Source organism: Carboxylicivirga fragile (genome assembly GCF_050589805.1).
In the GTDB taxonomy this organism is placed as follows: Bacteria; Bacteroidota; Bacteroidia; order Bacteroidales; family Marinilabiliaceae; genus Carboxylicivirga; species Carboxylicivirga fragile.
Genome location: NZ_JBNGOY010000050.1, coordinates 1 through 25,531 on the forward strand (window position 1 = coordinate 1; position 25,531 = coordinate 25,531).

Here is a 25,531-nt window from a genome sequence, read left to right on the forward strand (position 1 = left end):
AACAAAATAGTTCTTCGAATATTTGCCGTAGCATATAGAGAAGAGCCATTTGTGAAATTATCTTGCTAAAAACTTGTTTTTATCTTAGAATGCTCAGGGATCATCTCGATGACCGTTCTTTGTGTTCGAACACCCTGTTTATACGCCGTTATCTAATCAAACAAGAGCTACGGCGCTATATACCCAATGGTTTTTATATCTTCATTAGATAAGCTTGGTGACTTTCCTTTTTCTATTTTTTTAATAACCATTTTAGCTGCCGCTTCAGCATCTTCTTTCATTTTAAAAGGATGATAACCACTAAGGGATGGTATTGATGGTTGATGTATAATTACCTTTTCTTTATTTAAGATGTTGTAACCATAGCCTCCATTTACCGCAATCACCTGATGACTTAGATGACTAGTTGGCTGACTTAAACTGATGGCAAAAAGTAGAAGTGATCCAGCGATAACTAATAGACCACTGTATCGCTTATCTATTAGTCTTAATACCTTTGTTTTAATCATTGTCGTCTTGTGTTGCGTCGGGATCGAATGTCCAAACATCATCCATATAATACGAAGAACTTCGACCAGTAAGCACATATGGTTTGTTGTCGATGGTGAATGCCACAGCTTCGTATCGAGGCGATCCTTCGTGACTGGTTCGTTGTTCCCATAGATCAAGTACCGGATCGTATTCCCAAACATGGTTATTGGGATAGCCAGGTCCGCCTGTGGCTAAATAACCAAGTCCATTGATGCTAAAAGCGACCCCATTTATTCCTGTCATTTCGTAGTCATCATCATAACTTTCATCGGTGTTGGCATCTTTACCAATCTTACGTTTTTGTAACCAACTGTTCTCCAGAGGATCGTATTGCCAAAGGTCTTCGAGGTATTCGCCATTATCTGAGCCCATGCAAACATAGGCCTTGTTATTAATCACAAAAGTGCTTGCATCACGTCGTTTTTTACCACCAATACTAACAATCTGTTCCCAACTATCCATGATGGGGTCATATTGCCAGAAATCTTTAAGAATGTTACCATCATAACCAGTGCCTACATATCCCTTGTCATCAATGCTAAAGGCAACAGATCCATAACGTCCGGTTCCGCCAAAGTCACTTTTTTGAGTCCACTCATTACTTTCTGGATCGTATTCCCAGGTATCCTTTAGTTTAAATTCGCCATCGTAACCTGTTGTAATGAATCCTTTGGTTGAAGTACCAAAGGCAACCGCTCCATTACGTGCTGATGCTGGCAAGCTTTTCACCTGTGTCCAAAAATCTTTTTCGGCATCGTAGCGCCAGAAATCGTTTAAGCGTTCATCTTCATAACCATCATATCCTGTACCTACATACGCATAATTGCCAACGGTAAAAGCCACAGCATCACTTCGAGGTACGCCTTCGAATGAGCCTAAATCAATCCAGTTACCTTGTAATTCTACTTCATCATCATCATCGGAGCAAGAAGCAAATACCATTACGAAAGCAAGCATTACCAATAAGCCATTTATTTTCTTCATCATAATCTGTTTATAATTATGGCTCAAATCTAAAAATGCAAGTCTTCGTGTGGTAATTTAATCTATGAAATGCGCTTTTTCTCCTATACAAGTGTTTTTCATTTCAACAAACGGTTTTTGTTGAAATTATGCTCTATAAGGTTGCGTTGGTTGAATGACTATTCCTTTTTGTAGAATAAATGTTCCGATTCATCGAATAGATTTACGGGTCATCATGAGACCGCTTTTATTTGTGTTGTAATTATAGCACAAATAACTCAATGAATATAGAATTATACAAGTACTCTGTTTTTGGATTTCGCTTTAAATTAATGCTGTTGTTAAGCTTAGTTTATACTTCATGCACAAAAGGGAGTTTAAACCCAGGAAAGGTCTTTGTTAGTTCATCGACGTATACCACACTTATCGATTCTGTTACGGTTCAGTTTTCAACCATTAAGCTCGATTCTTTTGTAACATCTTCGGCTTCATCTGCTTTGATAGGTCACCATGAGCATGCCTTATTGGGAAGTCAGGAGGTGAAAAGTTATTTTCCATTAGTGGCACCCAGCAGTTTTGACTGGGACGATGAAGAGGTGCTGGATAGTATTGTTCTGCGTTTAGTGCCTAATGGATACTACCTGGGTGATACCACAGAATTGTTTGATTTAGAGGTTTATCCTTTATTCGAGGAGATTGAAACCAGCGATGATGGGTATTTATATAATCTTCATTCATTTCAGTATGATGAATCAAATAGCTTAGGTAAAAAGCAATTTAGGCCTAAGCCCGGAAAGGGTAGTGCAATTGAGGTAAGGCTTAAGGATGAATTTGCACGAGAGATTGTTGATTTTATGCAAGCTTATGAAAATCATGTGGATAAGATAACGCTTTTTAAAGAACGATTTAACGGTGTAGTGCTTAACTGTGATAGAAACACAACGAATAGCGTTTTAGGTATCACCTTAGCAGATTCGGTACCACATGTGCGATTGTATTCACACAAGGTATCCCTCGAAAAAGAAACCATAATCAGGGATTTAAATCTGGAAGTGTCGTCGCGTAATTTTAATCAATTTATTAATCATGATTCGGATAACGATTATTCTACGATTGCATCCGGACAAGATAAATTGGTAGAAACAGCAAGCAATGGCCTTTTGGCTTTACAGGCAGGATCGGGTTATGAAATCCGTGTCGACTTTCCATATTTAAATAATTTGCTTGAGATAAAACAGTTAGGTCATGAGGTGAAAGCTGAATTACACATTCGACCCAACTCAAAGTTAAGCCCATGGAGTGAGTTGCCTGATCTGGTTTATATATCGGAGTTGGATCGTATTAACGCCAACAGAAATCCATTATTAACGAGTGAAGAGACTGCATTAAGTGGAACCTTATACTTAGATAAAGTCTACAATGAGGAAACGTTTTATGTGTTCGATGTTTCCGATTATCTCAATTATCGCCTCACTGAGAGTATTGTTGATACTGAAAAAGGTTTAGTGTTTAGTCTTCCAAGCGATGATTTGGTTAACTCATTTGCCAGTTTAATCGTGAACGGATCAAGTTTTTCAAACAACGCATCACAATTATATATCTACTACTATTATTATGACAATCAATAAAACAAGCTTTGTCTTTTTATTCATTATATGCTTCTCGTTTTACTTTAAAGGGGAGGCTCAAAACAGTGTGTCTTCCCCTTATTCTATCTTTGGTGTTGGAGTGCTCGAACCTAAAAGTGATGCTACAAATGCTGGTATGGGACACACAGGTATTGCGCTTTCATCCGATGGATACATCAATACTTTAAACCCTGCATCGTTATCAGGCCTTGATAGCACCACCTTTTTATTTAATATTCAAGGCAAGGCATCGTTTTCAAAATTTGAAACTCAGCTCGAGTCGCAACATAATTTTGATGCCAATCTGGATGCTTTTCAAATGGCTTTTAAAGTGAATCGGAATTGGGGAATGAGTTTTAGTTTGCAGCCATTCTCAAGTATTGGCTATAATATTTACAGCGAGAAATATATTCTGGGCACCATGTCAACCTATCCTGTCGAATACATTGGCGAAGGTGGTATTTCGCAGGTGTCATGGTCGAATGGGATAAGGATAGCAAAAGGATTTTCGCTCGGTTTAAGTGCTTCTTTTTTGTGGGGTAATACCGATGTTATTGAAAATTCGTACTATCCAAGTATAACTGGTGAGACCATAACAAACAGCAGATCGTATAAAGTCAACTCTTTGTTATTAGAATATGGTTTTCAATACCACCAGCCAATAGGATCGAGTGTCCTGTCTTTTGGGGCTAGGATAAATACAGAATCGCAATTGCATAATTCGTATGAACACAACATTAGTAACGATAACGGAGTTCAATTGCTAGAATCATCGGATGGAGGGGCTGATCTTTTTCTTCCTTGTAGTTATGGCTTTGGTGTAGCCTTACAATTTCGTGATGCCTGGTTGTTCACAGGCGATTACCGTTATGGAAATTGGAGTGAAAGTCAATTAAATATTGGTGCGGGTGAATATAAGGATACCCATGGAGCGAGTTTAGGTATTCAGTTCACACCACAGAAGAATTATTATAGGTCGTATTTTAATCAAATAAAATACCGTGCTGGAGTTTTTTACAATCAAAACTATTTTGCTATTAATGGTATTAACCTCGATGAAAAAGGTGTGACATTTGGAGCTACATTGCCGGTTAAAGCATCAAAAATAAATATAGCTTATGAGTACAAGCAAAGTGGCACGATGGAGGGTGGTCTGATTAAAGAAAACTACCACAATATTAAAGTGGGTTTCACCTTTAACGAAACTTGGTTTAGAAAAAGTAAATTTCAATAATGTTGTTAAAGGCCTAAAGATTAGGCAGAAATGAGTTTATAGATAATTGAGGAGAATGTGTACTTGAAGTGTTAGGTGAGTTTAAGCAATTCCAGTGGATTAACCGTAGTTTTTATGAACGAAGCAGGTGAAGTCGGCGGGCGTTTTGTCCAGCTATGGCGGGAAGCCTAGCGGCTTGAGCGAAAGGAACAGTTCGGGTAACAATAATACCTTAAACGTGTGAAATAATATATGAACCTCGCCCCGATAGCTAACGGTAGCGTCCTAAACACTTTTATTCAAAGCTCTAAACATCTTGTTGCCAAAAGGCCTCAGCAGGTGAGGCAAAAAACAAGGTTGAGATGACGCTTAAGAATTGTTTTTTGTTTGAGCCTTTTCGAGGAACGAGAAAGGGTGAGTTTAAAACAATTTCAGTCATCAACTGTAGTTTTTTGAGCGAAGCTGGTGTAGCCTAGACCTTTTTTGCTTCCGTTTTTTGTGTCATGACAAAAAATGAAGTCAGGTTTGGGCGGATAGCCCAATTGATAAAACTATTAGGACAACTTTGGTTTGCTACTCATCTTTTCATTTTTTTTTTTTTATTAAAACATAAGCACATCTTCTTCCTTTATGAATTGTTGAATTTCAAACTTGTGACCTTCCGCATCATCAAAGAAGAAAGAGCGAAGTGGAATGCTTTCAAAGTGCTTCATTTCGGTTAAATTATACACGTTTAATTGTCCAACTCTTTTGTATTCTTCATCTACATTGTTGGTAGTTAATGAGAACAAGGTGCTACCTGCTACATCAGTACTGTCTTTTTCTTCTACTATACCCAAAAAAGCTTTTTCATTAACCTGATAAACACGCGCAAAGCCTTGATCCATGACTAAGTCTAATTGCAGTGTGTTCTCCATGAAGTCAATGCCGTACTTGAAATCTTTATAATACAAGAAGGTAATGGATGATGAATATTTCATGTTTTTTTCCTTTTCTGTTTTTTGAGTGCAGCAAGTCATAATTGTGATAAATACAATTAATAGTATTTGAGGTTTTGTTTTCATTACATCATATGTTTTCGTTCAAAGCCTAACAAAGTACAGGAATAGTAGTTAAATTAACTCTTGCACTTTATCTTATCTGAATTGCTTGGGTTTCATATTTAGCATGGCGTTATCTGCTATTTCTAATACCCTCTTTTGTCTTGTCTCTTTTCGTTTAGCAGAAACAACCCAGTATAATAAACCCTTTTTTACCGATTTACTCAAACCCTTAAAGTATTGCGCTGCGCCATCATGTTTTTCCAGTTCATCTTCTAAATCTTGTGGAACAACCAATGCTTCAATTTCATCTAAAATAGTCCACGAACCATTTTCTTTGGCAATTTCAATGCTCTTAAAACCTGCTTCTTGCATAAGGCCTTGGTCAATTAAGGTAAGCACTTTGTCCTTATTTATCTTCGACCAATTACTCTTTGCTTTTCGTTTGCTAAAATATTGTTTGAATTTCTCACTGTCAATGCTCTTTTTAACGCTATCAATCCAACCAAAACAAAGTGCTTCATCAACCGACTCACTCCAGCTCATATTATGACTGGGAGAGCTTTTCTTATGAAAAATAACCCATACGGCTTCTTTTTTATCGTGGTTCAACTCCAGCCATTTTCTCCACTCATTTTGGTTAGCAGGCCTAAAGGTCTCAATATCTGTCATATGGAAGTTTCTGTTTTTATGGATTGGGTCTGTTTAATGAGCTTTTAAAACACAATTGTTTCAAACGAAAAAGTAGCCAAAACTACGTTTTTACAGTAAGCCTTCAAATATTAATTTGCCGATGCATTCTCTATGTATTCTTTCGGACTCACACCCACCTTCTTTTTGAACAGTCGAGAAAAATACTGCGGATATTCAAAGCCTAGCTTGTAGGCTGTTTCTGAAATAGAGGCATGGGGAGCCAGCAAAAGATTCTTTGCTTCTTCAACTAAATACAAGTTAATTTGGTCAACAGCTGTTTTTCCTGTTTCAGCTTTAATGGTGTCGCGCATGTACCTATGACTCACACCTAACTGGTTTGCCAACCATTCAACCGTTGGTATTCCTTTTTCTTCTAATTGATCCGATTCAAAATACACATCCAGTATTTCCTTAAAACGTGTAAAGAGTGCCTTATTAATGTCTTTTCGGTTCAGGAACTGACGCTTGTAAAAGCGGTCGGCATATTTTAGCAAGGCTTCCAAATGGGTTAGAATAATTTCCTTACTAAACTCATCCTGGTTGTTCTGATATTCTGCTTCGATGTTTTTTAAAATTGACTTTATGGTAAGCTCTTCCTTCGGACTTAGGTGCAACGCTTCATTTACATTGTAGTTGAAGAAATTATATTTCTTAATACGCTTCTGAATATCGAGCCCCCGAATAAAATCTTCGTGAAAAGCGATAAACCACGATTCGGAACTAATAACAATATCTTTAACGGTATAGGTTTGATTGGGTGCCGAAAACAATAATGTTCCAGTTTCGCAATCGTACTTTGTGCGGCCATAAAGTATTTCGCCCGAAACAATGTTCTTTAAACTGATGATGTAAAACTGGTTGGTATAACTCACTTCTTTGTTTGAAGAAACACAATTTTGTACTTCATCAGCATTCATGCTTTTATGCCCGATGCTAAAAAGAGGATTCTCAGGATCAGGTAAGTTCTGCGCCCGATTAAATTCCGTTATATTATTAAAAATGATAGCTTCCATTATTAGCAATTTATTCTTGTTTCTCAGCTTCAATTAACTGCTTGTTGTAATTCTCAATTCTTGCAGAGGCGGTACCATCAATCAACAATATAACTACTAACATAGCAATGCTTGTTATCAAACCTGCCCGCCAACCCGAAGAGTTAACAAAGATTATTACAATGGCGCAAATGGCAATAATAATAGGAATAGCTGTAAAAACTATGTTTTTGTATTCTTTTTATTGTGGCATCGGCACGTTCTAACTCCGATTGAACAAAGGCTGGTGCATCGGCATGATAAGCTTTCTCAAATTGTGAAACTCTGGCTTTATTGGTAAAGAATAAGCCAAAGCCAATTATCATGAGCATAACACCAGCTACCAATGTGGGTATAATATAGGCTTTGGCCATGTCGGTTTTACCCAGTTGCCAAAAACCAATACTTGCGGCTACAAATAAAATTCCAAATACTATGAAAAAAGGTGTTGAAAACAATTCGGCTTTTGCCCAATCGCTTGCTGATTTTAGTATATCCATGGTCTTGTGCTTTTTAATAATTCAGTAATTTACAAATTCCATTTTACACCCGTTTCTTTTTCCGATAAATCCCACAACTTCTTGGCTACTTTTTTATTCTTTGCATGTGGTTCTAATTTACATTCGCCAACTGGACCCTTAAAATAACCGTATCCTGTAGGACCATAAAAACCATTTTCATCCAGATTAACTTCAGTGGCGCACATCAATTCCGGATAAGCACCTTTCTCAGCCGATTGTACCAATGGAGACAATTTCATCAGTTGCCATACGAAACGAGTCATTAAGCTACCGCTGGTTTTGATCAATGATGTTCTGGAAGCGCCCGGGTGACAGGCATATGCTTTAACTTCTGTTTTTCCTGCTTCTTTCAATCTATCCTGTAGTTCGTATATCGACATTATCTGTGCCAACTTACTTTGGCTATATACACCATTAGGACTATAGTTCTTATCCCAGTTCATATCATCGAACTGTATGGTTCTAAGCCCTAAATTATAACCCATGCTACCAACTGTCACAATACGTCCTTTAGATTCAGCAATGCGTGGGTAAAGCAGTGTTTGAAGCAAGAAGTTACCATAGTGGTTTACACCCAACTGACTTTCAAAGCCGTCAACGGTAAAGGTTTGTTTGGGCACTTGTGCAATGGCGGCGTTTAATATCAATGCATCTATTTTAGTATACATTTTAAGTACTTCTTCTGCTGCCGCTTTTACGGAGGCTTGTTCTGCCAAATCCATTCTTATGTAGGATACATCAATAGTATTTCCAAGCTTTTGTTTCAATTCTGCAATGGTATCTTCCGATTTTTTTGAGTTGCGATTTAACATCACCACTTTTGCTCCCTTTGAAAGCAATATGCGCGCTGCTTCAAATCCTGTACCACTTGTTGTTCCGGTAATAACAAATGTTTTGCCTTTCTGCGATTTCATTAACTCTGGTGTCCATCCCTTTTTTTCAAATGTGTTTTTAGTAGTCATAATTCAAAGCTTTTCGTTTTATAAATTATCATGCTACAAAGATCATCTATGAATGGCCTTTAGTACTTAAACATTTTGGCAGAAGATGTATACTTTTCTGCATGAGCCGGACTTGCTGATAATACTTCAAGTATGAAGTTAATAAAATTGGCTAGGGTGTGTCAAGTCTGGCCTTAGTTGCTTGTGGAGAAGTGATTCTCAATTTCTTTGGGCAGTTTTAATAGTACTTATTAATTCCACCAAACCCTTTAATGAGTTTATTCTCTTTTGTTTTGTGAAAGAAATTCTGAAGACGTTTTTCAAATTCCTCAGGTCTTTTTCTTGCGCTATCGATATAGGCAATCCTTATTCGTTTATAGGGTTCCGAAAAGTTTTGATAGTTTTCCCAAACAGTCTTATCCATCTTAAGCAGTTTAAGTATGTCTTTCGGAAACTTAAATTCTGCTTGAATTATTTTTTGTATATCATTCCTTATTGAGTCGTGAATCAAGTTGTTTTCAAAGAGCCATTTCAGGCGTTCGATGTTAGGTTGTGAGAAGGAAGTGTTTTTTCTTCGTTTACAAAATCGTTGAATGCTAGTATCATCGTTTAACGATTTAACAGTGCTGTCAATCCATCCAAAGCAGAGAGCTTCTTCCACCGCATCATTATACATAATTCGTTTTTTACCTGTCTTCTTTAATGGATACTCCAACCAAACATCATCGGCACTTTCAAAATTGGTTGAGAGCCACTTTCTCCATTCTTTTCTATCGATAAAATATTTACAGGTTATTTCACTCATCTTTTAGCAACTACAAATATTTTTAATGTAGATGGCAGATTAAGTCGATGAGCTCTTAAGTCGTATCCGGCACCTAATATAACATACTGTTCTACCTCATTGGCCGTGCTTTTTTCGAGAAGGTCATCTATGAAGCGAGTTCGTGAAATTAAATGTTCGTGAAAACCTGCTGCGAACTTTTGAGTTATCCAAACACTCAACTTATGTCCCATAAGTTTGATTATACCTGCCCCAAGCACAAATTTTTCAGCATAAGGGTCATATATAACACGTTTATCAGCTTTAGCGAGCGATTCAATCAAACGCTGTTTCGCAACCCCTTGGGCAGTACCATCTTTTCTAAATATCGAGTCACTCATGTTTGCGTTTGTTTGATTTGTTAAAGGTTTCAATAAAAATACTTTTTATTCTTCATACCAGTGTGCATTTTGTGCCTTTTAAGTTTCTACAGTATAAATCAGTTTGTGAGCTGATTATTTATTCCTAAATATATAGCTTTCGAATGAGCATTTTACGCTTTTTAAACCTTTTAATATTAGAGAATACTTTTTAGTGAAATAACAAATTTCTAAAAAAAATACATGTAAAAAACCGCAAAGCTTGCGCCCCGCGGTTCCTGTTGAATTGATTGATGTTTAATGAAGTTCTAAAGTTTCAAAATTGAGTAAGAAACATTAGTATGCAAACCGACATCAGCCAGTGATCCAAAAAACAGGATTGAAATGACGTTTAAAAATTGTTTTCTGTTTGAACCCTTTTGAGGAACGAGAAAGGGTGAGTTTAAAACAATTTCAGTCATGAAACCTAGTTTTTTGAGTGAAGTGGATGCAGTCGGCGGACTTTTTATTTACTTTTTTGACTGTAGAAAAAAGTAAAAGCCTCCACGGCTCGAGCAATTCTGACCTTAGAGATCGCCCTATTGCTATAAGAAAGGGAGTAACCGAAAGTTGACTTCAATAAAAAGTTATACAAAAAAACCGCAAAGCTTGCGCCCCGCGGTTCCTGTTGAATTGATTGAAAATTTATTTCACATCAACGTTATATCCTTTTACTTTCAACTCTAATTCATCACTATTCGTATTAGTGCCAGGTGTATACTTTACAACTCGCGTTTCGCCTGGAAGAAGAGAAAGGTAATTGTCGCTCCAAAAGGCTGGCAATAACGTCAGCTTACTTTCTTTATCAACAAAGGCCAACTCAATTAAAAAGGCCAGTTTATCCGATTGGTTTGTAAGCGTAACTTCTGCTTCACCCTTATCATTGATGAAGTTATTTGAAACACTTACTTCCGCACGTGGTAAGGTGCGCAGCTCACTTAGGTCTGCAAAGCTTTTATTCGGTGTATGAATCCAGGTGGTCTTATCCCAATCCATCACATCTTTCTTGTTCGACAACCAATAGAAGTTACGACTGATTTCTTTTTCACTTTCATCGTTTAATGTTAAAGCCACAAAGTAAAGTGATGTTAGGTTTTTAATTTCAGGTAATTCAAATACCAAAGCAGAGCTGTTAGCTGTAACATCACAACTTACTTCCTTGCTAAATACCTCCTTGCTATTTGAATCCAGAATCTGAATGTTTGCCTTTAAACCATCAAAAGCTTTCAGGTGATCGTTGTTGATGTAAATGTTATTGTCACCATAATTGTAAATCAGGTTGAGTGGCTGATTGGCTGCTCGTGTACCATAAAAGGCACCATTGGGCATCATGTACCAATCGTACAACTGCCAAAATGTTTCAGGCCAGGCTGAGTTCAACATCCACTGCACCACACCCGTTGCTTCATCGTGTTTATTAACCGAGAAAGCCTCGAACATAGCGCGCATCGCTTCATAGTTATTGGCCTGTGCCAATAGGGCAAAATCTTCAATGTTATTGCTTTCGCCATAACGGCCATTGAAGGCAGTTAAATAACGATCGAGTGTGTGGAAGGAATGACGCCCATTGTGATACATCCACATCTCATTGGTAGGAGGCCATAGGGCATCTTCCGGAATCATCTTTTTGATGCTTTCCAAAGGTGGTACTTGTGCACCCGGTCCTGTTTCTGTATTAAAGCCATAGGCTCCACCAAATTCTTTATCGATGTACCAATAGTTAGGTGTGACGTAGGAGTAGGGGCCACGCATTTTAACGCCTGCTTCTCCTGTAATCTCACTTATCTCTGGTTCAGGGTTGCCAATCACATGGCCACGACAAGTTGACAATATCGGACGAGTGCCATCGTACTTGGTCAATATATCATGCATCTTGGTTTCTACTTCAGGGCTCACCATACGGTCGCTACCCAATACCCATAAAAACACACTTGGGTGGTTACGTAACCAGATGGCTTGATCCTGATAACCCTTGGTTTGAACCCGAATGTCATCTGGCGTTTCAATGTTCATGTAACGCTGTTCCTTACGGCCAGTGTACGATTCCCATTCCCACTCACAGCTCCAACCAATCAATATGAGTATACCGTTTTCATCAGCCTTGTCATAAATGGTTTTGTTCTTGCCCCAGAAGCCTTCCAGACGGATAGAATTCATATTCATGTGTTTCACATAGTCGAGCTGGGCAGCCACTTTTTCATCCGAGTCGCCAAGGAATAAATCATCAACCCATCCGCCCGAACGTAACATCACTTTCTCGCCGTTTATCTTCCAGCCCTTATGACCATCAGCGGTCTTAAACTCTTCTAACTCACGTATACCGAAACGAACGGATTGCTCATCGCTTTTTTTGCCATCAACAAAGAGTTCCAGATCCAGTGTGTATAAGTTTGGCTCACCCATATTGTTGGGCCACCATAGCTTTGGCTTGTTGATGAGTAATTCTTTGACAGTGCTCTCATCCAGATTAGCATTTAATTGACTGTTGGCTTCAATGGTATATGATTGACTGAAGTTGATGTCTCCGATACGTCCCACAAGCTTTGCTGAAATGGCTTTATCCGTATTATTCTTTAATACTGAACTAATCGACAGACTTGCCTTATTTAGTGTTTCAGTATCTACATCTGTTTTTACGTATACTTCGTCTAGCGAAGCTGCTCCTGATAACTTAAGACTAACACCACGCCATAGGCCCATATTACGATCCGGTGCAGGTGGGTTCCAATCAACAAAACCAATGGTTAAGTCCCCATACTTCATCGGGATAATCTCAATGGCCAGTGTGTTTACACCTTTAATTAGATGCTTTTTCACTTCCAGATCGAACATGTTAAAGGCACCTTCTATTTGCTTTGAATCAGCAATAAGTTTACCGTTAAGCCAAATATTAGCCTTGTAGTTAAGTCCTTCGAAAATCAAACGAGCACTCTGGTAGCTGACTTCATCTAACGTAAATGTTTTACGATACCACCATGGGCACTGAAATTGTTTGCTATCAATTTTGTCAAGGTTCTTACCCATAAAGATGTCAGGATACTTACCGCTTTCAACCAGTGCATTCATTACCGTTGATGGAACCGATGTACTAATCCATCCTTCTGTTTGGTAGTTGACTGTTGAAATTTGTTCGCCCTTATCAGTGGCCACTTCCGACGACTGAATTTGCCAATCATCGTTGAGCGATTGTTTAAATGTGCCTTGCGATTGGACACAACTCGTGCTGAGCATCATGGTAATGCAGAACATTACCGTGCTTAAAATTTTAGATTTCATGTTTGTAATACTTTAGGTTTATCTCTTATATCAATTGAAATTTTTCTATTGCCAATTAAATAATTTTATACATCATGCTAATTACCGACATCAGCCAATGAGCCAAAAAAACAATTACTATCATAAATGACTCCTATCTTCGGACTATGGACTATCGGACTAATTTGTTTTACTCTCCAAGTAATTTATAATTGAGCTTTTCGAAAACTTGTTTGCTGTACATACGACCAATGGGTAATTCCTTATTGTGTATTTCAATGCTGTTGGCCGAGAACCCACTGATGTGTTTAATGCCTATGATGAAAGAGCGATGAATGCGTATGAAATCAGTCGTATTCAAATTCTCTTCCAAGGTGTTAAGTGCGTATTTAGCCACAATCTCTTTATTGTTGGTCACTATCTTCACATAGTCCTTTAAGCTTTCGATGTAATGAATATCATTCAACAATACCTTATGCACCTTCTTGTTGCCCTTTACAAAAATGTGTTTTTCATCATTTTCCAAAGGAGTAGAACTGCTCACTGGTACACTTCGTTGGTTGATGTATTTATTAACAGCTTTCAGAAAACGATCGAAGGGAATCGGTTTCAGTAAATAATCGATGGCATTTAGTTCATAGCCTTCTATGGCATAATCGCGATAAGCCGTTGTAAAGATTACTGCAGGCGGGTGTTGCAGTGTTTTTACCAGATCGATACCACTAATGCCCGGCATCTTAATGTCGAGAAAGATTAAATCAACTTCCATGGTTTTTAGCATGGTAAAAGCATCGGCAGCACGGTTACATGTGCCTACCACTTCTAACAAATCAATGTTGTCGATGTGTTTCTGAATCACTTTTATGGCAAGTGGTTCATCGTCTATTATGAGGCATTTTGATATCATCGTATAATTGGGTTCCAGTAAAGTTTCAGACTTAATTTAAATGTAAGGTTCTCCTTTTTGATCTCCAGTTTGTAGGCATTTTTATACAAAAGTTCCAAACGTTTCTTAATGTTGCTGATGCCTATACCATCGTTGTGCACTTTATTTTTGTCGGCCTCTGGTATCGAGTTTTCAGCATAAAAGTCCAAATGGGTTTCATAGCTTTTGATACGGACGTTGATATAAGCTTCGTCCTCACTTTTATCTACCCCATGCTTAAAACAATTCTCGATGATAGGTAATAATAGGAGTGGAGCAATATTTTGGTTGAGGTTGTTGGCATCTATGTCAAGTTTAATACTAACTATATCTGCATTGTGTCTGATTTTTTGCAAACTCATATAGTTCTCGATAAACTCCATCTCCTTATTGAAATTTACATAGTCCACATTGCAATCGTATAGCGTATAGTTAAGCAATTGACTCAATTTAATAACAACATTAGGTGCTTCGTCCGATTTAATCAGTGTTAAAGAGTAAAGGTTATTAAGTGTATTGAATAGGAAATGTGGATGAATCTGTGTCTTTAGAAAATTGAGCTCGGCCTGATGCTTTTCATTTAGTAATTGTTGTTTCTTGCTCTGATCGATGTACCATGTTTTAAACAACTTGATAATAACCGCCATGGTAGCGATGATGTAGTTGACTAATATGGTTGTTAGCAACTGTCCAAGATCGAGTAGTGGCTGGGTTGTTGAAGGGGCTATCTCTATAAAATAGATGCTGCTCCAAATGAGCCAGCCATACACCAAGGCATGAATGGCACAAAGGCCAAAGAAAGCAAAGTATCTTTTCTTGAGCAGAAACTGTGGCAATAAGTAATAAATCAACGAATACACGCCTAGCATGCGCAGCGGTAACAGTAGGAGGTTGGTAATTAACTCACCTCTATAATTGTCCTGGTATTCGCCATAGGTTATTACATAGAACAGGTAGACAAAGACCCAAAACAGGACGTGCCAGAGTAGGCGGTTTCTAAATATGAAGAGGTTTCTGCTCATGCATTTTATTAATTGATCCTAAATGTATTTTAATCTAACATTATCTGCAAGGCGCATCTATCAAATGATCTTAAAAAGCGACAGATATATGATTTCGAAGGATGGAATACAGATGTCCTTAGTAATATGGCTTATAACTGTTGATAATAGCTTTTGGTAGATCTTGTAATTAAGCCTCATATGCTGTAGATATATTTACAAGCAATAAGTCTAATCAAATCCCAAATTTTACATTTATGAATACTACTAGTAAACGTTTATTTTCCCTCGATGCCTTTCGTGGCTTATGCATGTTAGGTATGTTGTTGGTTGATTATCCTGGCGACTGGGGCAATAAATACAAACCACTCATTCATGCCAGTTGGAATGGCTTTACTTTGGCCGATCTTATATTCCCATCCTTCCTATTTATTGTTGGTGTGGCCATGATTTTTTCCTTGCAAAAAAGAGTGCAGAATGGCGATAGTCATGCTAAGATCATGAAACATGTAGCTAAGCGAGCTATCATCCTTATTCTCCTAGGTTGGCTGAGCAATGCCTTTTTGGATAGTCAACCCATTTATAGCTTAAAGACTTTACGTATAATGGGCGTTCTTCAACGCATTGCCTTGGTATATGTTATCTGTTCATTTCTGTTTTTAAAGCTCAATGTCAAACAGTTGTTATGGACTGGCATTGGAATGTTAATAGCCTTTTGGGGTATTTCTACATTGATTCCTGTGCCAGGTTATGGCATGCCCAACCTTAATGTCTTGCCTGCCGATGGCATTGCTAACCTTTCTGTTTGGATTGATTCCGTTGTGCTCGAAGGCCATGTGGCAGAATGGAACAAACCATTCGACAATGAAGGTATACTCGGAACGATACCTGCAGTAGTCACGTGTTTACTGGGAATGCTGGTTGGCCTATTACTTAAATCAGATAAAGATGGAGCCACTAAAACAGCTTGGTTATTCTTGAGTGGATGTGCCTTGTTAGCCATTGCATCTGTTTGGAATGTATGGTATCCAATTAATAAGTTGTTATGGTCCAGTACCTTTGTTTTATATTCAGGTGGATGGTCTTTGTTAATCCTTGCCGCCTTCTATTGGTTGATTGATGTGCAGGGATATACGCGCTGGAGCAGACCGTTTCAAATACTTGGCAAGAATGCTGTATTAGTGTTTACAGCTGCTCTGTGTTTTCAAGGCGCTTTCTGGCGTATTCAAATACCTTATGAGGGAGCCGAAACAGCATTGCGCTGGGCGGTCTATTCCAAGTTCTATGCACCACTATTTACCGATCCATTAAAAAGCTCCATCCTCTACACTTTCACAGTGATTTTGTTTTGGTACGGTGTATCTTATATCCTAGATAAAAAGAAGATATATTTAAGAGCATAATCGTCTTATTTTTGATAGATCCTATATCAAAAAGAAGGAACGCCCCTTGATGTCAAACTCAAGGGGCGTTCTGTAATAATGTGATTATTCGGTAGCTTTCACTGAATGTCCGAAAAATTGTTGCAACTTCAAACCTTGTGCTGTGGGCCGAATTCCCCTTTAGGGGCTAGGGGTAAGGCTAAACAGGCAAAAAGTTGGACTCTAAATAACTTCATTTACAACAAATAAAATATACAATAAATCATACCCAGATTAAATCCAGAATGGCATAAAACAGCACCCCATAAGGAATTAGTGAGTTCTTTCATTTTAAAAAACAGAATACTTACACCAAACATGCTCATTACCCAAATCAGTGTAGGAACTAAATAAAAGTCCCAGCTACTATTTACAAACACCAATCCAAAATGAGAAATGTGTGTTAAAGCAAAAGCCATACTATCAATAATAGATGCTTTTTTATCTCCAATTGATTTCGCAAAACTCCCATGAACAATACCTCGAAAAAACAGCTCTTCACCAATCGGACTGAAAGTCATTCCGGTAATCGCCATGATTATAAACATGACTTTTTTATCATGAGCAGCAATACCTTCTGTTATATTATATGATTTACCAATATATGCGTACCAATTTTCATAGGTATTATCAAAGAGGCAAATGCCTACAAAATGCAATAAGACACTAAAAGCAAGACCTGACATCAACGCATATACTAGAAACTTATATTTTGATGTTTTCTTAAGCCCTATTTGATTTAATCCATGTTTGTTAAGAAATATAAAAGGTAGCAAAGCAGAAATAAGCATTACTAAACCAATTAGGCTGTAATTTCCTGTCTCATTTGCTTTAAGAACTAATATGAACCTGGGAATACAGATTATCAATAATAGAAATAGCCCAAATTTCCAATTCAATCTGAATACTCTATTCCAAATTTTTCTTAATCCATTCTCCATATGTGTTACTGTCTATGTTAAGCATTCGATTTAATCACCAGTAGATTTATATCCACTTCCTCACTTTTGATTTATACTTTTTATACTCATCCCCAAATGTCTGTTCCATAATTCGCTCTTCAAACGGAATATAGTAATTATTTGTTATTACAATAAAAAGTAAACAGCCAATAATAGGAAGAACTGTTCCTAAAAGAACCCAAAGCCCAAATAAACTAATTGTAAAGCCAAGATAAATGGGATTCCTGCTATATTTAAAAAGTCCAGTGCTTACAAGTTTTCCTGGGACTTTAAATGTGTGTATTTCTGTGTTAATCTTTTCAAACCCTTTTCTTACAACTACTGTCATTAGGAATCCAAATATCAAAAATACTATACCAATGTAATTAAACGGTTCTTGAATAATTTCTTTAAAAACGAATAGGTTCCTTAGTGCAAGCATAATGATTATGCAGATTAAGAAAAGGAATGGTGGAATTAGTTTTTTCATACTTTAAGTTTTTTGTTTCCTCAAAGCTACTTTGAAGTAATTCCACTTGCATTAACCTAGGTTTATACTTGCATCTTTTTTCTGATTCGACTTAAAGCTATTGGTGTTATTCCAAGATACGAAGCAACCATGTGTTGTTTTACTCTGCTTTCTAAATTCGGATATTCTTCCAGGAATATTTTATACCTGCTTTCTGCATCTAACAATAAAAATTCACGCTCCCGTTTTTCTTTTACTGCATATCCCTTTTCTAAAAGCTTTATTAGTAATGAATTCCATTTGGGCTTGTGTTCTCTCAGTTTTTGCCATTTGTCGTGCGAGATTACCAAGACTTTTGAATCTTCTATTGCTTCGATAAAAAAGAAAGAACTTGTTTTTGAAATCATTGCTGAATAGGAACTAATAAAACTCTTTTCAGGCATAAAAACCTTTGTGAGTTCTTTTCCTTGTTCCGAAATATAAACGTATCGGAATAATCCGCTTAAAACGAATCCAAATTCAGTGGGGATTTGTCCGGCTCTAATAAAATTATCTTTCGCTTTAAAGGACCTTATACTTGATATTTCGATAAATTCAGAAATCTCCGATTCCGTTAAATCAGTAAGTTGTTTTATCGTATTTGTAATTTCTACGGTCATTTTTTATTGCTTCATTTAGCCAGTTGTTTCTATTATCGACCACAACTTAATTATTTTATTTAAATCATAGATATAGACAACTATTAGGGTTTATCATCCAATCTGTAAATCAATAAAACTTTAAATGTCTAATACTGCAATGGTCCCTAATACGTATATAATTGATATAGTTATTCTAAAGTACTTTAGAAACCCTTTATCATGTTCCCATTTGTCAAGTAGTTTTTCATATGTTATTACCTTTTTATATCTAATTATATTAAAGGTCAAGGGTAAAATTGCGATAGAAATAATTAAAACAAGATTAGGATTAGATTTAATATTAGGATTCAAAATCTTTATAATGACTAATATATTTAACCATTGGAGTAAACTTGTAAATACAATACCTGCAAACACGCAATTGCCCGAATAATCGAAAACTCTATCATAAAGTAATGCAATATGATAAAATACGATGTCAAAAAATCTTATAGGGTTCATATGGTAATTTAAATCTTTAGGTTTCTTTTAATTATTAGCAATGTTTTACGTGCGTAGCCTCTTGATGTCAAACTCAAGGGGCGTTCTGTAAAAATATGATTATTCGGTAGCTTTCCCTGAATGTCCGAAAAATTGTTTTCAACTTCAAACCTTGCGCTGTGGGCCGAATTCCCCTTTAGGGGGTAGGGGTGAGTGCTGCAAATAGTTGAACTATAAAAGTTTCTTCTACAAAAGTTCAATTGTCTTTATAATATCTTTCAGTTTATCTAGTTTATTTATGTCTGTAATAGTCCCAATTATTAATATGTCAAAATTATTACAATAAATGACTGCCATACAGTTGTAGGAAATTTGAGAACCCTTTTGACTTTTATAAGTTATTAAATCTGAATTAAGGCTACAGACACTTAAAGTTTCTTTCGAGATTTGTTCTCTAATTGGAAAGTATTTGTTTGCAAAATAATCATATAAATCAGTTTGATTAAATTTTTCAAAATTAGCCTTTTCGCTCCTAACAAGATTCAAGTATGATGCTAGCTCATTATTATCATCTCTTTCTTCAAACCTTAAACTAACAGCGCTTGCACTTACTTCCTTCAGAAATGTCTGATTCGTATCAACTCTGAAACCAATAAGCTTATAGGGATCTAATTTTATTGTTGAATCATATTTCCCATTTAAAACCACATTTCTTAATTCTTCTTTCCTCTCTTTTGTATAACTTGATAATATAGCAATTTGTAAATTATCTTCACCAAAAAGTAGTACACATTCTTCTAATTCTGAAGTGGGATTTTTCACCGTTAATTGAAGAGCTCTATATCCATTGTATTTGAATTCCTTTTCTTCCAAGATACTAAATCCTTGTTGTAGAATTATTCCAACCTGCTGAATTATCCAATCTCTAAAAATAATTGGAACAGCCATCTCTGAAACTTTAATAAATGAAGAGTCCTCTCGAGATTCGTATCCAGAAATTTTATCTGACTTAACAAAATCATGAGGAATTTCAATAAGAACTTTTGTTCCCTCAACTTGGACAAAGTTTTGCCCATAAGTAATACTGCAATGCGTTATTAAAAAAAATAGTAATACTAAGGATAATTTACTCATACTATAAAATCTTATGTCTCATAATTGTAAACAATGGTCTCACTGCATGACGTCGTGAGGAATTTTAACCATATTAACTTTCCATTCCGATAACCTTCGAGAGAGCGGTACCAAAGTTATCGATTGTTTTATCTTTTCAAAAGCCAATTCTAAGATTAGGCAGAGGTCAACTATTCAACCTAAATCCTAAGCACTCATTAACGCCTAATGCTTTATACTAGTGTATTACACTAGTTTTTATTGCTTTTGTTCTAGGGTCAAGAGTCAATGTATTTAACTCTTTAGTAATTTGATATTCCCAACCAATCCCATACTCTTGGATTATAAATCTGTAATAGTTTAATGCATAGGGGTTTGCTGAGTCACCATCTTGAATCTCGTAGCTGTTTATTCTATACCCAATTGTCCCACAAGTATCTTGATAATTATTAATGTCAATAATTTCTTTTGCAAGTCTTTTAAGTTCTTCGGGGCTTTGGTAAAGATTATAGCTATTTAGCAATCTTAAAAGAGTCGAATTGTGCATTAAAACAGTCCGTAGTTCTATATTCTTCTGTTTTAGTATTTCTATTTCGGTGGTCGTATTTTCTTTGCTAAAACTGACATTTGAAAGCAAAAGTCCTATTGAAATACCAATTACAAGAATTGTAACTATTTTCAGATATTTTTGCATTTGAATAATTGATTTATTGAATTTAAGTGAATGCTATGGTTGACTAGGTCAAGTGATTGGTAATCTATGAACCAAACCTTTCAAAGCTCCACTGAGCCAAAGTGCCGTTTTTATTTTATTATTCCTCTAAAAAAATCTTTTGTTTTATCATAAAAGAGAACGCCAACTACATTTTTACCATTTTTGTCTTTCATAATTACAGGATATCCTTCACCTTCATGCTGCAATTGTTTGCGAGCTTTGAGAAACATACTTTGAAATTCATAAGAAAGAAGAAAAGAATAACAAAACCTTTGTGTCCATTCATCAAAGCTTATTTTCTCTATTTCCCAATCTTCACCCTTATAATTAGTTAAAACTATTTGTGAATTGTGTTTGTCAAAATAAAACTCTGAATGAGCAAAAGAGTTCCTTAAAGACGAATGGTAACCCTTTTTAATTACGTTTCCTATTTGTAGTTCCTTACTATCAAAAATTTCTCGTACTTCCTGACGTATAAATTTATGTTTTGTAAAGTCTGGAATTTCAACCTTCCATCCATATTCTTCGGAGTTAGTCATTAATGCAAGGCGTTTTAACTGCCTTAGAAATGGTTTGGACTCCCATATATGAGTATAAATCATTAGTTCCCTAGCGATTTTATCTTCTGAATCTGCAGTTTCATCATCTTCAAATGTATAAGCTTCATTCAGATAGCGAGTTAAGTGATTAATCCTGAAAGCATCTCGGTGTCTATGTTCTGTGTAGTCAATTATATACGGATTAACGTTAGCTCCTTCTAAACTCTCAAGATATTCTGAATGAGCTAAAAATTGAATAAAGTCATTTTCATTTAAAGAATTATTATGCGCAAAAATGAATGAATCTTGTATCGCTTTTTTAACTTCTTTCCAGATGGCAATAAATTCTTTTCGTTTAATCATTGTTTAATTCATTTTAGGTATTCGTACAATAATAACACCCAACTTGTCAACATGCCGTGTCTTATCTATATATCCCATATGGTCGGATAGGTACTAGCCATCTTTTACCATAAGTATTATCTCTTTTAAAACTAAACAAAATAGTAGTAAGGATTAATATGTATTGGCTAATCTAGAACAATTCTACAATATGCTTGGCACACTAAAGTGGTGGTCTTATGAAAGATATTGGCTATTCATGCTAATAAAAAACCGCAAAGCTTAGGCTCTGCGGTTTTTTATTCAAATCTTATCGATCATCTTTTTAATATCAATAGCGTATCTTATTTTTTTTTACTCTTCCGAAATCGTTTTAATGTTATCGGAATAAACACGGTCAATCAATAAATGACGAGGATCAATGGCTGCTTTGGCAGGCAATGTATCCAGAACAAAACTAAAGTTCATTACATCCTGATTAATTAAAACACGTTTCTCCTGATATAACTGCTCTTCATCATCATCAAGGAAGAAACCAATGTCCACCCAGTCGTTCATCGCCAAGCGGTTTTCGTTACCCAAGCTATCGGCTTTAATCTTGTGCGAATTAATTTCCATTGTAACTTCATACTTACCGTTATCCAATTCTTTGTAATTGGCTTCTTTCACACGATTATCGTAGAGTGTAATCTCTTTGAACCAATCGGTAATCAAGTATTGCAACGAATCGGGTACCTGTGGCTCCAAATGATCAAGGAAATCCAATGAGGTTGAATAATAGGGAGCACCCTTGTATTTATACTCATTCAGGTAATCGCGCATGGCTTGGTTCACCTTATCTTCACCTATGTAATCTTGTAAAGCATACAACACGACACTTCCTTTTCGGTAATGGATGTAGCCTTGGTTCTCAACTTTGTATAGCGGCAATTCCTTTTCCAACTCTTGTCCACGACCACGTAAATAGCTATTGTGGTTGTACTTCAAGAATTCGCGCATCTTCATTGGAGTCTCGGCCAATTGCTTCATGGTCATCAGCGCGGAGTACTCCGAGAAGCTCTCACTCATTAAGGTACTGCCTTGCATGTGTGCACCAATTACCTGATGTGCCCACCATTGATGCGCCATTTCATGTGCTATTACTTCATCAACAATGTTGTTGTCGGTATCTTCTCCTTCCAAATCTATGACAAAACCAATGGACTCAGAATACGGCATGGTTCCCGGGAAGGCCTGAGCAAATGTTGAGTAACGCGGAAACTCAATAATACGACATTGCTTATGGTAATAAGGACCAAAATTAGTTGAGTAATACTCCAAAGAGCGTTCAACGGCATCCATCATCATTTCAATATTCTGAGGATGTTTGGCATCATAGTACACTTCAATATCCACATTGTTCCATTTGCGTGTCGCTTTTTCGAAACGCGCTGAAATGAAAGAGTAGAAATTCTGCGAAGGATGATCTACCTTATAATGGTAGTAGTTTCTTCCATCTTCGGTCCATTGTTTCAATAACGAACCTGGTGCAATGGCTGTTTGATCACCTGCAGTTGAAATAACCGTTTCCACATTAATGAAATCAGATCGGCCATCTGTGAGGTAATTGGCCATATGGTATTTGCAGGAATCTTTTGTTAGTGCCGGCATACGGTCCTTAGGAGGTAAATCATGTTTCTTGCGATCATTCTTATCGCTTAATTCGCCAGCCGGATTATATCCAAGACCAGGCAGTACTTCCATGTTGTTCAGGAAGGTACCATTGTTGATAATGCTGGTATTACCGCGCGAGTTGGAGAAACCTAAGGAAATATGCTCCGACCTTACTTCCACTTCAATGGTTTGTTGAGGTTGAAGAGCTGGCTCAAGTTGATAAATCACATAGTCCAGTTCTTCATCATTATGCACCAGTTTTGCATTTGGAATATTCAATTCTGTTTCCCAAAAATCACTAAGGCTAAGATGAAGCGAGTCAATGGCAACATCCGTCTCGTTGGTTAACTTTAGGATGGCTTTGATTTTAGCATCGCGCTTATACGGATAGATATCGATAAAATACTTGGCATCCGTTATTTTCGGCATTGCTACGTGTTCGTACTTCTTGTACTTCGTTTCGTAGTCAACCGCCATTTGCTCCCTCTCATCACTTGTGTCATAGGGATTTAATATTTGCGTGTTATAATAAACAAATCCTGCCACAGCAGCCCATACAACAAAAACGCTCAAGGTGATGTATTTGTAATTTTTCGGAACTTGTTTGTTAGCGGCTACTATTCGGCTTTTTAACGAGCCTAACATACCTCTGTTCCATACAGCTCCGGCAAGTAATAAGGCCAGTATGCTAAGTAATACCCAATAGAGATTAAACCAGAAAGCACCTAATAAGCCTGGGCCAAAGCCATTCATATCAGAATACATCAGTGATGGACCTTCGCCAAGGTGTAACATGGCACTTTCCACATCAAAGATGGATAGCATAATGCTCCAAACAAATATGAGTAAGATAGAAACAAAGTAGCCGATGTATTTATTGTTGACCAATACCTGAATCATGATCATGACACCACTAAAGATGACATAGGCCCAAAGGTTGGTATAAAAGAAATCTAATAGATACACATTCAATTCAATGCGTGTGTAACCATTCAATAATTGGTAAATAACTCCGCAAATAATAAAGAAAACATTAAGTATGCTTGTGGCGGCTATTAGTGATAAAGCTTTAGCAGCAAGCGAAATAAATGAGGTATGTGGAGACGAGTCCATTACTTCATTTATTTTACTGTCTCTGTCGCGCCAAATGAGTTCGCCACTGAAAAATACCAATATAATAAGAAGGAATAGCGAGGTGCTATCAGTAATTGAATCAATTACCTTGTAGGTTAATGGGTACGATTTTAACCCATAATATTCAAAACCTGCAAACAGATCAGTGACCAGCAAAATGGCACTAAAGAGAAACATTATTTTGAAGGTTACGCTTTTAACGATGCTCAAGAAGCTAATTTTGAAAAAGCTTTTTAAGTGCAACCACTCAGTGTGACCATTAAAAGCAAGGTTTAATTCAGGAAGATTAAAATCAACTACTTTCTTTGCCTTACTTGCTTTCTGTTTTTTAAGTTTCTTGTTCTTTTCCTTGAATGAATGTAAGGTATAAGAAACAATAAGTATAAGTATACCTACGCCTGTCCATATTAAGCGGTTGGTAAGCAGAATGCCATTAAAGCCGGGACTTAAGGTATTGCGTTCAACTGCTGTATAGTATTTACTTTCGAGCGAATAAGAATTAATGCCAAACACATCAACTAAACCAGCAATGGTTTCATTATCGATATCTGACATTAGCGTGGATGAAATGATGTATCCAATTATTATCAGAAACGCTCCGGTGAAAGAGATAACCGTACTTTTCCATTTGTTGGCGGTGGCAAAGATGATGGCACCAGCAAAAAACATGTTAGGTAGAATGAATAGGAAATAGTTGTTAATGAACATTTCGGATGAGAACTCCCCAAAGCGTTCAGCTTCAATCCAGCCAAAGGCCGGGGCTGAAATGGTTCCTATATACGATCCTAAAAATATACCTAGTAAAGGAATGGTCGACAAGATTAAGGCTCCAAAGAAACGACCGAAAAAGTAGCCGGCCTTACTCAGTGGAGTGGTAAATAGTATCTCGTTGAAATTGTTTGAATGATCGCGCAGGGCGGCATTGTTAAAGAATGCCGTGGCCACTAATAATCCAAAAATAGATAGTATGGATGTGAAAATGGCTAGAGTGTATGGTGAATTGCGGTGCACATTACCCACCGATCCGCCAATCATAACATTATCACTCGCCGTAGCTCCAAACACAAGTAGCGTGAAAAGAGCCAGGAATATATACACCATGGGTTGTTTCAGGGTGTATTTTATTTCGGTAAAAAAGAATGTCTTAAACATAGTTAAT

The 25,531-nt window shown here is 36.8% G+C and carries 23 protein-coding genes; 3 read left to right on the forward strand and 20 right to left on the reverse strand.

All coding sequences use genetic code 11. The features are described 5' to 3' along the window. Window positions 1-167: 167 nt before the first annotated feature. A complete protein-coding gene (locus tag ACRD7B_RS18460; RefSeq protein ID WP_430826109.1) occupies window positions 168-509 on the reverse strand; it encodes a DUF4907 domain-containing protein in 342 nt (113 codons plus the stop codon). Beyond that, window positions 502-1,518 (reverse strand): Kelch repeat-containing protein, encoded by a 1,017-nt coding sequence (locus tag ACRD7B_RS18465; RefSeq protein ID WP_430826110.1) that lies wholly within the window; start codon window positions 1,516-1,518, stop codon window positions 502-504. The genes ACRD7B_RS18460 and ACRD7B_RS18465 overlap by 8 nt, the downstream gene beginning before the upstream one ends. Before the next feature lie 257 nt (window positions 1,519-1,775). On the opposite strand from ACRD7B_RS18465, the gene ACRD7B_RS18470 reads away from it, so the two are divergent. Then, entirely contained in the window at window positions 1,776-3,122 is a 1,347-nt protein-coding gene (locus ACRD7B_RS18470; protein WP_430826111.1) for a hypothetical protein, read from the forward strand. Next, a complete protein-coding gene (gene bamG, locus ACRD7B_RS18475; protein ID WP_430826112.1) occupies window positions 3,109-4,356 on the forward strand; it encodes a BamG family beta-barrel-assembly machinery protein in 1,248 nt (415 codons plus the stop codon). Before ACRD7B_RS18470 ends, bamG begins: the two co-directional genes overlap by 14 nt. A gap of 286 nt (window positions 4,357-4,642) precedes the next feature. On the opposite strand, the gene ACRD7B_RS18480 is transcribed toward bamG, so the two are convergent. From ACRD7B_RS18480 to ACRD7B_RS18530, 11 genes are all read right to left on the reverse strand, one after another. Continuing rightward, a complete protein-coding gene (locus tag ACRD7B_RS18480) occupies window positions 4,643-4,774 on the reverse strand; it encodes a hypothetical protein (protein WP_430826113.1) in 132 nt (43 codons plus the stop codon). Window positions 4,775-4,937: 163 nt separating this feature from the next. Then, a complete protein-coding gene (locus ACRD7B_RS18485) occupies window positions 4,938-5,399 on the reverse strand; it encodes a VOC family protein (protein ID WP_430826114.1) in 462 nt (153 codons plus the stop codon). A 72-nt stretch (window positions 5,400-5,471) separates the two neighbouring features. Further along, the gene (locus ACRD7B_RS18490; RefSeq protein ID WP_430826115.1) at window positions 5,472-6,047 is read right to left on the reverse strand and encodes a YdeI/OmpD-associated family protein; all 576 of its coding nucleotides are present in this window, start codon (window positions 6,045-6,047) and stop codon (window positions 5,472-5,474) included. 110 nt (window positions 6,048-6,157) lie between these two features. Next, on the reverse strand, window positions 6,158-7,081 hold the full coding sequence (locus tag ACRD7B_RS18495; protein ID WP_430826116.1) for a helix-turn-helix domain-containing protein: 924 nt from the start codon (window positions 7,079-7,081) through the stop codon (window positions 6,158-6,160). Between the two features lie 143 nt (window positions 7,082-7,224). After that, window positions 7,225-7,599 (reverse strand): hypothetical protein, encoded by a 375-nt coding sequence (locus ACRD7B_RS18500; RefSeq protein WP_430826117.1) that lies wholly within the window; start codon window positions 7,597-7,599, stop codon window positions 7,225-7,227. A gap of 29 nt (window positions 7,600-7,628) precedes the next feature. Then, window positions 7,629-8,582 (reverse strand): SDR family oxidoreductase, encoded by a 954-nt coding sequence (locus tag ACRD7B_RS18505; protein ID WP_430826119.1) that lies wholly within the window; start codon window positions 8,580-8,582, stop codon window positions 7,629-7,631. A 217-nt stretch (window positions 8,583-8,799) separates the two neighbouring features. Continuing rightward, window positions 8,800-9,366: a YdeI/OmpD-associated family protein gene (locus ACRD7B_RS18510; protein WP_430826120.1), complete on the reverse strand. Its 567-nt coding sequence runs from the start codon at window positions 9,364-9,366 to the stop codon at window positions 8,800-8,802. Continuing rightward, a complete protein-coding gene (locus tag ACRD7B_RS18515) occupies window positions 9,363-9,725 on the reverse strand; it encodes a class I SAM-dependent methyltransferase (RefSeq protein WP_430826121.1) in 363 nt (120 codons plus the stop codon). The genes ACRD7B_RS18510 and ACRD7B_RS18515 overlap by 4 nt, the downstream gene beginning before the upstream one ends. A gap of 663 nt (window positions 9,726-10,388) precedes the next feature. Continuing rightward, the gene (locus tag ACRD7B_RS18520; RefSeq protein WP_430826122.1) at window positions 10,389-13,019 is read right to left on the reverse strand and encodes a glycosyl hydrolase 2 galactose-binding domain-containing protein; all 2,631 of its coding nucleotides are present in this window, start codon (window positions 13,017-13,019) and stop codon (window positions 10,389-10,391) included. A gap of 169 nt (window positions 13,020-13,188) precedes the next feature. Continuing rightward, complete coding sequence (locus ACRD7B_RS18525) at window positions 13,189-13,905, reverse strand: LytR/AlgR family response regulator transcription factor (protein WP_430826123.1); 717 nt, start codon at window positions 13,903-13,905, stop codon at window positions 13,189-13,191. Further along, a complete protein-coding gene (locus ACRD7B_RS18530; RefSeq protein WP_430826124.1) occupies window positions 13,902-14,945 on the reverse strand; it encodes a sensor histidine kinase in 1,044 nt (347 codons plus the stop codon). Before ACRD7B_RS18530 ends, ACRD7B_RS18525 begins: the two co-directional genes overlap by 4 nt. 236 nt (window positions 14,946-15,181) lie before the next feature. Here ACRD7B_RS18530 and ACRD7B_RS18535 point away from each other — a divergent pair, with 236 nt between their 5' ends. Beyond that, complete coding sequence (locus tag ACRD7B_RS18535; protein WP_430826125.1) at window positions 15,182-16,327, forward strand: acyltransferase family protein; 1,146 nt, start codon at window positions 15,182-15,184, stop codon at window positions 16,325-16,327. A 215-nt stretch (window positions 16,328-16,542) separates the two neighbouring features. On the opposite strand, the gene ACRD7B_RS18540 is transcribed toward ACRD7B_RS18535, so the two are convergent. From ACRD7B_RS18540 to ACRD7B_RS18570, 7 genes are all read right to left on the reverse strand, one after another. Beyond that, complete coding sequence (locus ACRD7B_RS18540; protein WP_430826126.1) at window positions 16,543-17,286, reverse strand: CPBP family intramembrane glutamic endopeptidase; 744 nt, start codon at window positions 17,284-17,286, stop codon at window positions 16,543-16,545. 46 nt (window positions 17,287-17,332) lie between these two features. Then, on the reverse strand, window positions 17,333-17,776 hold the full coding sequence (locus ACRD7B_RS18545; protein WP_430826127.1) for a methyltransferase family protein: 444 nt from the start codon (window positions 17,774-17,776) through the stop codon (window positions 17,333-17,335). Window positions 17,777-17,838: 62 nt separating this feature from the next. Continuing rightward, a complete protein-coding gene (locus tag ACRD7B_RS18550) occupies window positions 17,839-18,414 on the reverse strand; it encodes a Crp/Fnr family transcriptional regulator (RefSeq protein ID WP_430826128.1) in 576 nt (191 codons plus the stop codon). Between the two features lie 708 nt (window positions 18,415-19,122). Continuing rightward, window positions 19,123-20,010, reverse strand: coding sequence for a hypothetical protein (locus ACRD7B_RS18555; protein ID WP_430826129.1), 888 nt, complete (start codon window positions 20,008-20,010; stop codon window positions 19,123-19,125). Window positions 20,011-20,227: 217 nt separating this feature from the next. Further along, window positions 20,228-20,683: a hypothetical protein gene (locus ACRD7B_RS18560; protein ID WP_430826130.1), complete on the reverse strand. Its 456-nt coding sequence runs from the start codon at window positions 20,681-20,683 to the stop codon at window positions 20,228-20,230. Between the two features lie 110 nt (window positions 20,684-20,793). After that, the gene (locus tag ACRD7B_RS18565; protein ID WP_430826131.1) at window positions 20,794-21,606 is read right to left on the reverse strand and encodes a hypothetical protein; all 813 of its coding nucleotides are present in this window, start codon (window positions 21,604-21,606) and stop codon (window positions 20,794-20,796) included. 333 nt (window positions 21,607-21,939) lie between these two features. Then, the gene (locus tag ACRD7B_RS18570; protein ID WP_430826132.1) at window positions 21,940-25,524 is read right to left on the reverse strand and encodes a M1 family aminopeptidase; all 3,585 of its coding nucleotides are present in this window, start codon (window positions 25,522-25,524) and stop codon (window positions 21,940-21,942) included. Window positions 25,525-25,531: the final 7 nt, after the last annotated feature.

Excerpts from the sequence above, each read along its gene's own strand:
- bamG (WP_430826112.1), top strand. The coding sequence starts at position 3,109 with ATGACAATCAATAAAACAAGCTTTGTCTTTTTATTCATTATATGCTTC.
- ACRD7B_RS18525 (WP_430826123.1), bottom strand. The coding sequence starts at position 13,905 with ATGATATCAAAATGCCTCATAATAGACGATGAACCACTTGCCATAAAA.
- ACRD7B_RS18545 (WP_430826127.1), bottom strand. The coding sequence starts at position 17,776 with ATGAAAAAACTAATTCCACCATTCCTTTTCTTAATCTGCATAATCATT.
- ACRD7B_RS18500 (WP_430826117.1), bottom strand. The coding sequence starts at position 7,599 with ATGGATATACTAAAATCAGCAAGCGATTGGGCAAAAGCCGAATTGTTT.
- ACRD7B_RS18555 (WP_430826129.1), bottom strand. The coding sequence starts at position 20,010 with ATGAGTAAATTATCCTTAGTATTACTATTTTTTTTAATAACGCATTGC.
- ACRD7B_RS18470 (WP_430826111.1), top strand. The coding sequence starts at position 1,776 with ATGAATATAGAATTATACAAGTACTCTGTTTTTGGATTTCGCTTTAAA.
- ACRD7B_RS18505 (WP_430826119.1), bottom strand. The coding sequence starts at position 8,582 with ATGACTACTAAAAACACATTTGAAAAAAAGGGATGGACACCAGAGTTA.
- ACRD7B_RS18560 (WP_430826130.1), bottom strand. The coding sequence starts at position 20,683 with ATGCAAAAATATCTGAAAATAGTTACAATTCTTGTAATTGGTATTTCA.
- ACRD7B_RS18520 (WP_430826122.1), bottom strand. The coding sequence starts at position 13,019 with ATGAAATCTAAAATTTTAAGCACGGTAATGTTCTGCATTACCATGATG.
- ACRD7B_RS18485 (WP_430826114.1), bottom strand. The coding sequence starts at position 5,399 with ATGAAAACAAAACCTCAAATACTATTAATTGTATTTATCACAATTATG.
- ACRD7B_RS18565 (WP_430826131.1), bottom strand. The coding sequence starts at position 21,606 with ATGATTAAACGAAAAGAATTTATTGCCATCTGGAAAGAAGTTAAAAAA.
- ACRD7B_RS18570 (WP_430826132.1), bottom strand. The coding sequence starts at position 25,524 with ATGTTTAAGACATTCTTTTTTACCGAAATAAAATACACCCTGAAACAA.
- ACRD7B_RS18490 (WP_430826115.1), bottom strand. The coding sequence starts at position 6,047 with ATGACAGATATTGAGACCTTTAGGCCTGCTAACCAAAATGAGTGGAGA.
- ACRD7B_RS18540 (WP_430826126.1), bottom strand. The coding sequence starts at position 17,286 with ATGGAGAATGGATTAAGAAAAATTTGGAATAGAGTATTCAGATTGAAT.
- ACRD7B_RS18460 (WP_430826109.1), bottom strand. The coding sequence starts at position 509 with ATGATTAAAACAAAGGTATTAAGACTAATAGATAAGCGATACAGTGGT.
- ACRD7B_RS18465 (WP_430826110.1), bottom strand. The coding sequence starts at position 1,518 with ATGATGAAGAAAATAAATGGCTTATTGGTAATGCTTGCTTTCGTAATG.
- ACRD7B_RS18515 (WP_430826121.1), bottom strand. The coding sequence starts at position 9,725 with ATGAGTGACTCGATATTTAGAAAAGATGGTACTGCCCAAGGGGTTGCG.
- ACRD7B_RS18550 (WP_430826128.1), bottom strand. The coding sequence starts at position 18,414 with ATGACCGTAGAAATTACAAATACGATAAAACAACTTACTGATTTAACG.
- ACRD7B_RS18510 (WP_430826120.1), bottom strand. The coding sequence starts at position 9,366 with ATGAGTGAAATAACCTGTAAATATTTTATCGATAGAAAAGAATGGAGA.
- ACRD7B_RS18530 (WP_430826124.1), bottom strand. The coding sequence starts at position 14,945 with ATGAGCAGAAACCTCTTCATATTTAGAAACCGCCTACTCTGGCACGTC.
- ACRD7B_RS18480 (WP_430826113.1), bottom strand. The coding sequence starts at position 4,774 with ATGACTGAAATTGTTTTAAACTCACCCTTTCTCGTTCCTCGAAAAGGC.
- ACRD7B_RS18495 (WP_430826116.1), bottom strand. The coding sequence starts at position 7,081 with ATGGAAGCTATCATTTTTAATAATATAACGGAATTTAATCGGGCGCAG.
- ACRD7B_RS18535 (WP_430826125.1), top strand. The coding sequence starts at position 15,182 with ATGAATACTACTAGTAAACGTTTATTTTCCCTCGATGCCTTTCGTGGC.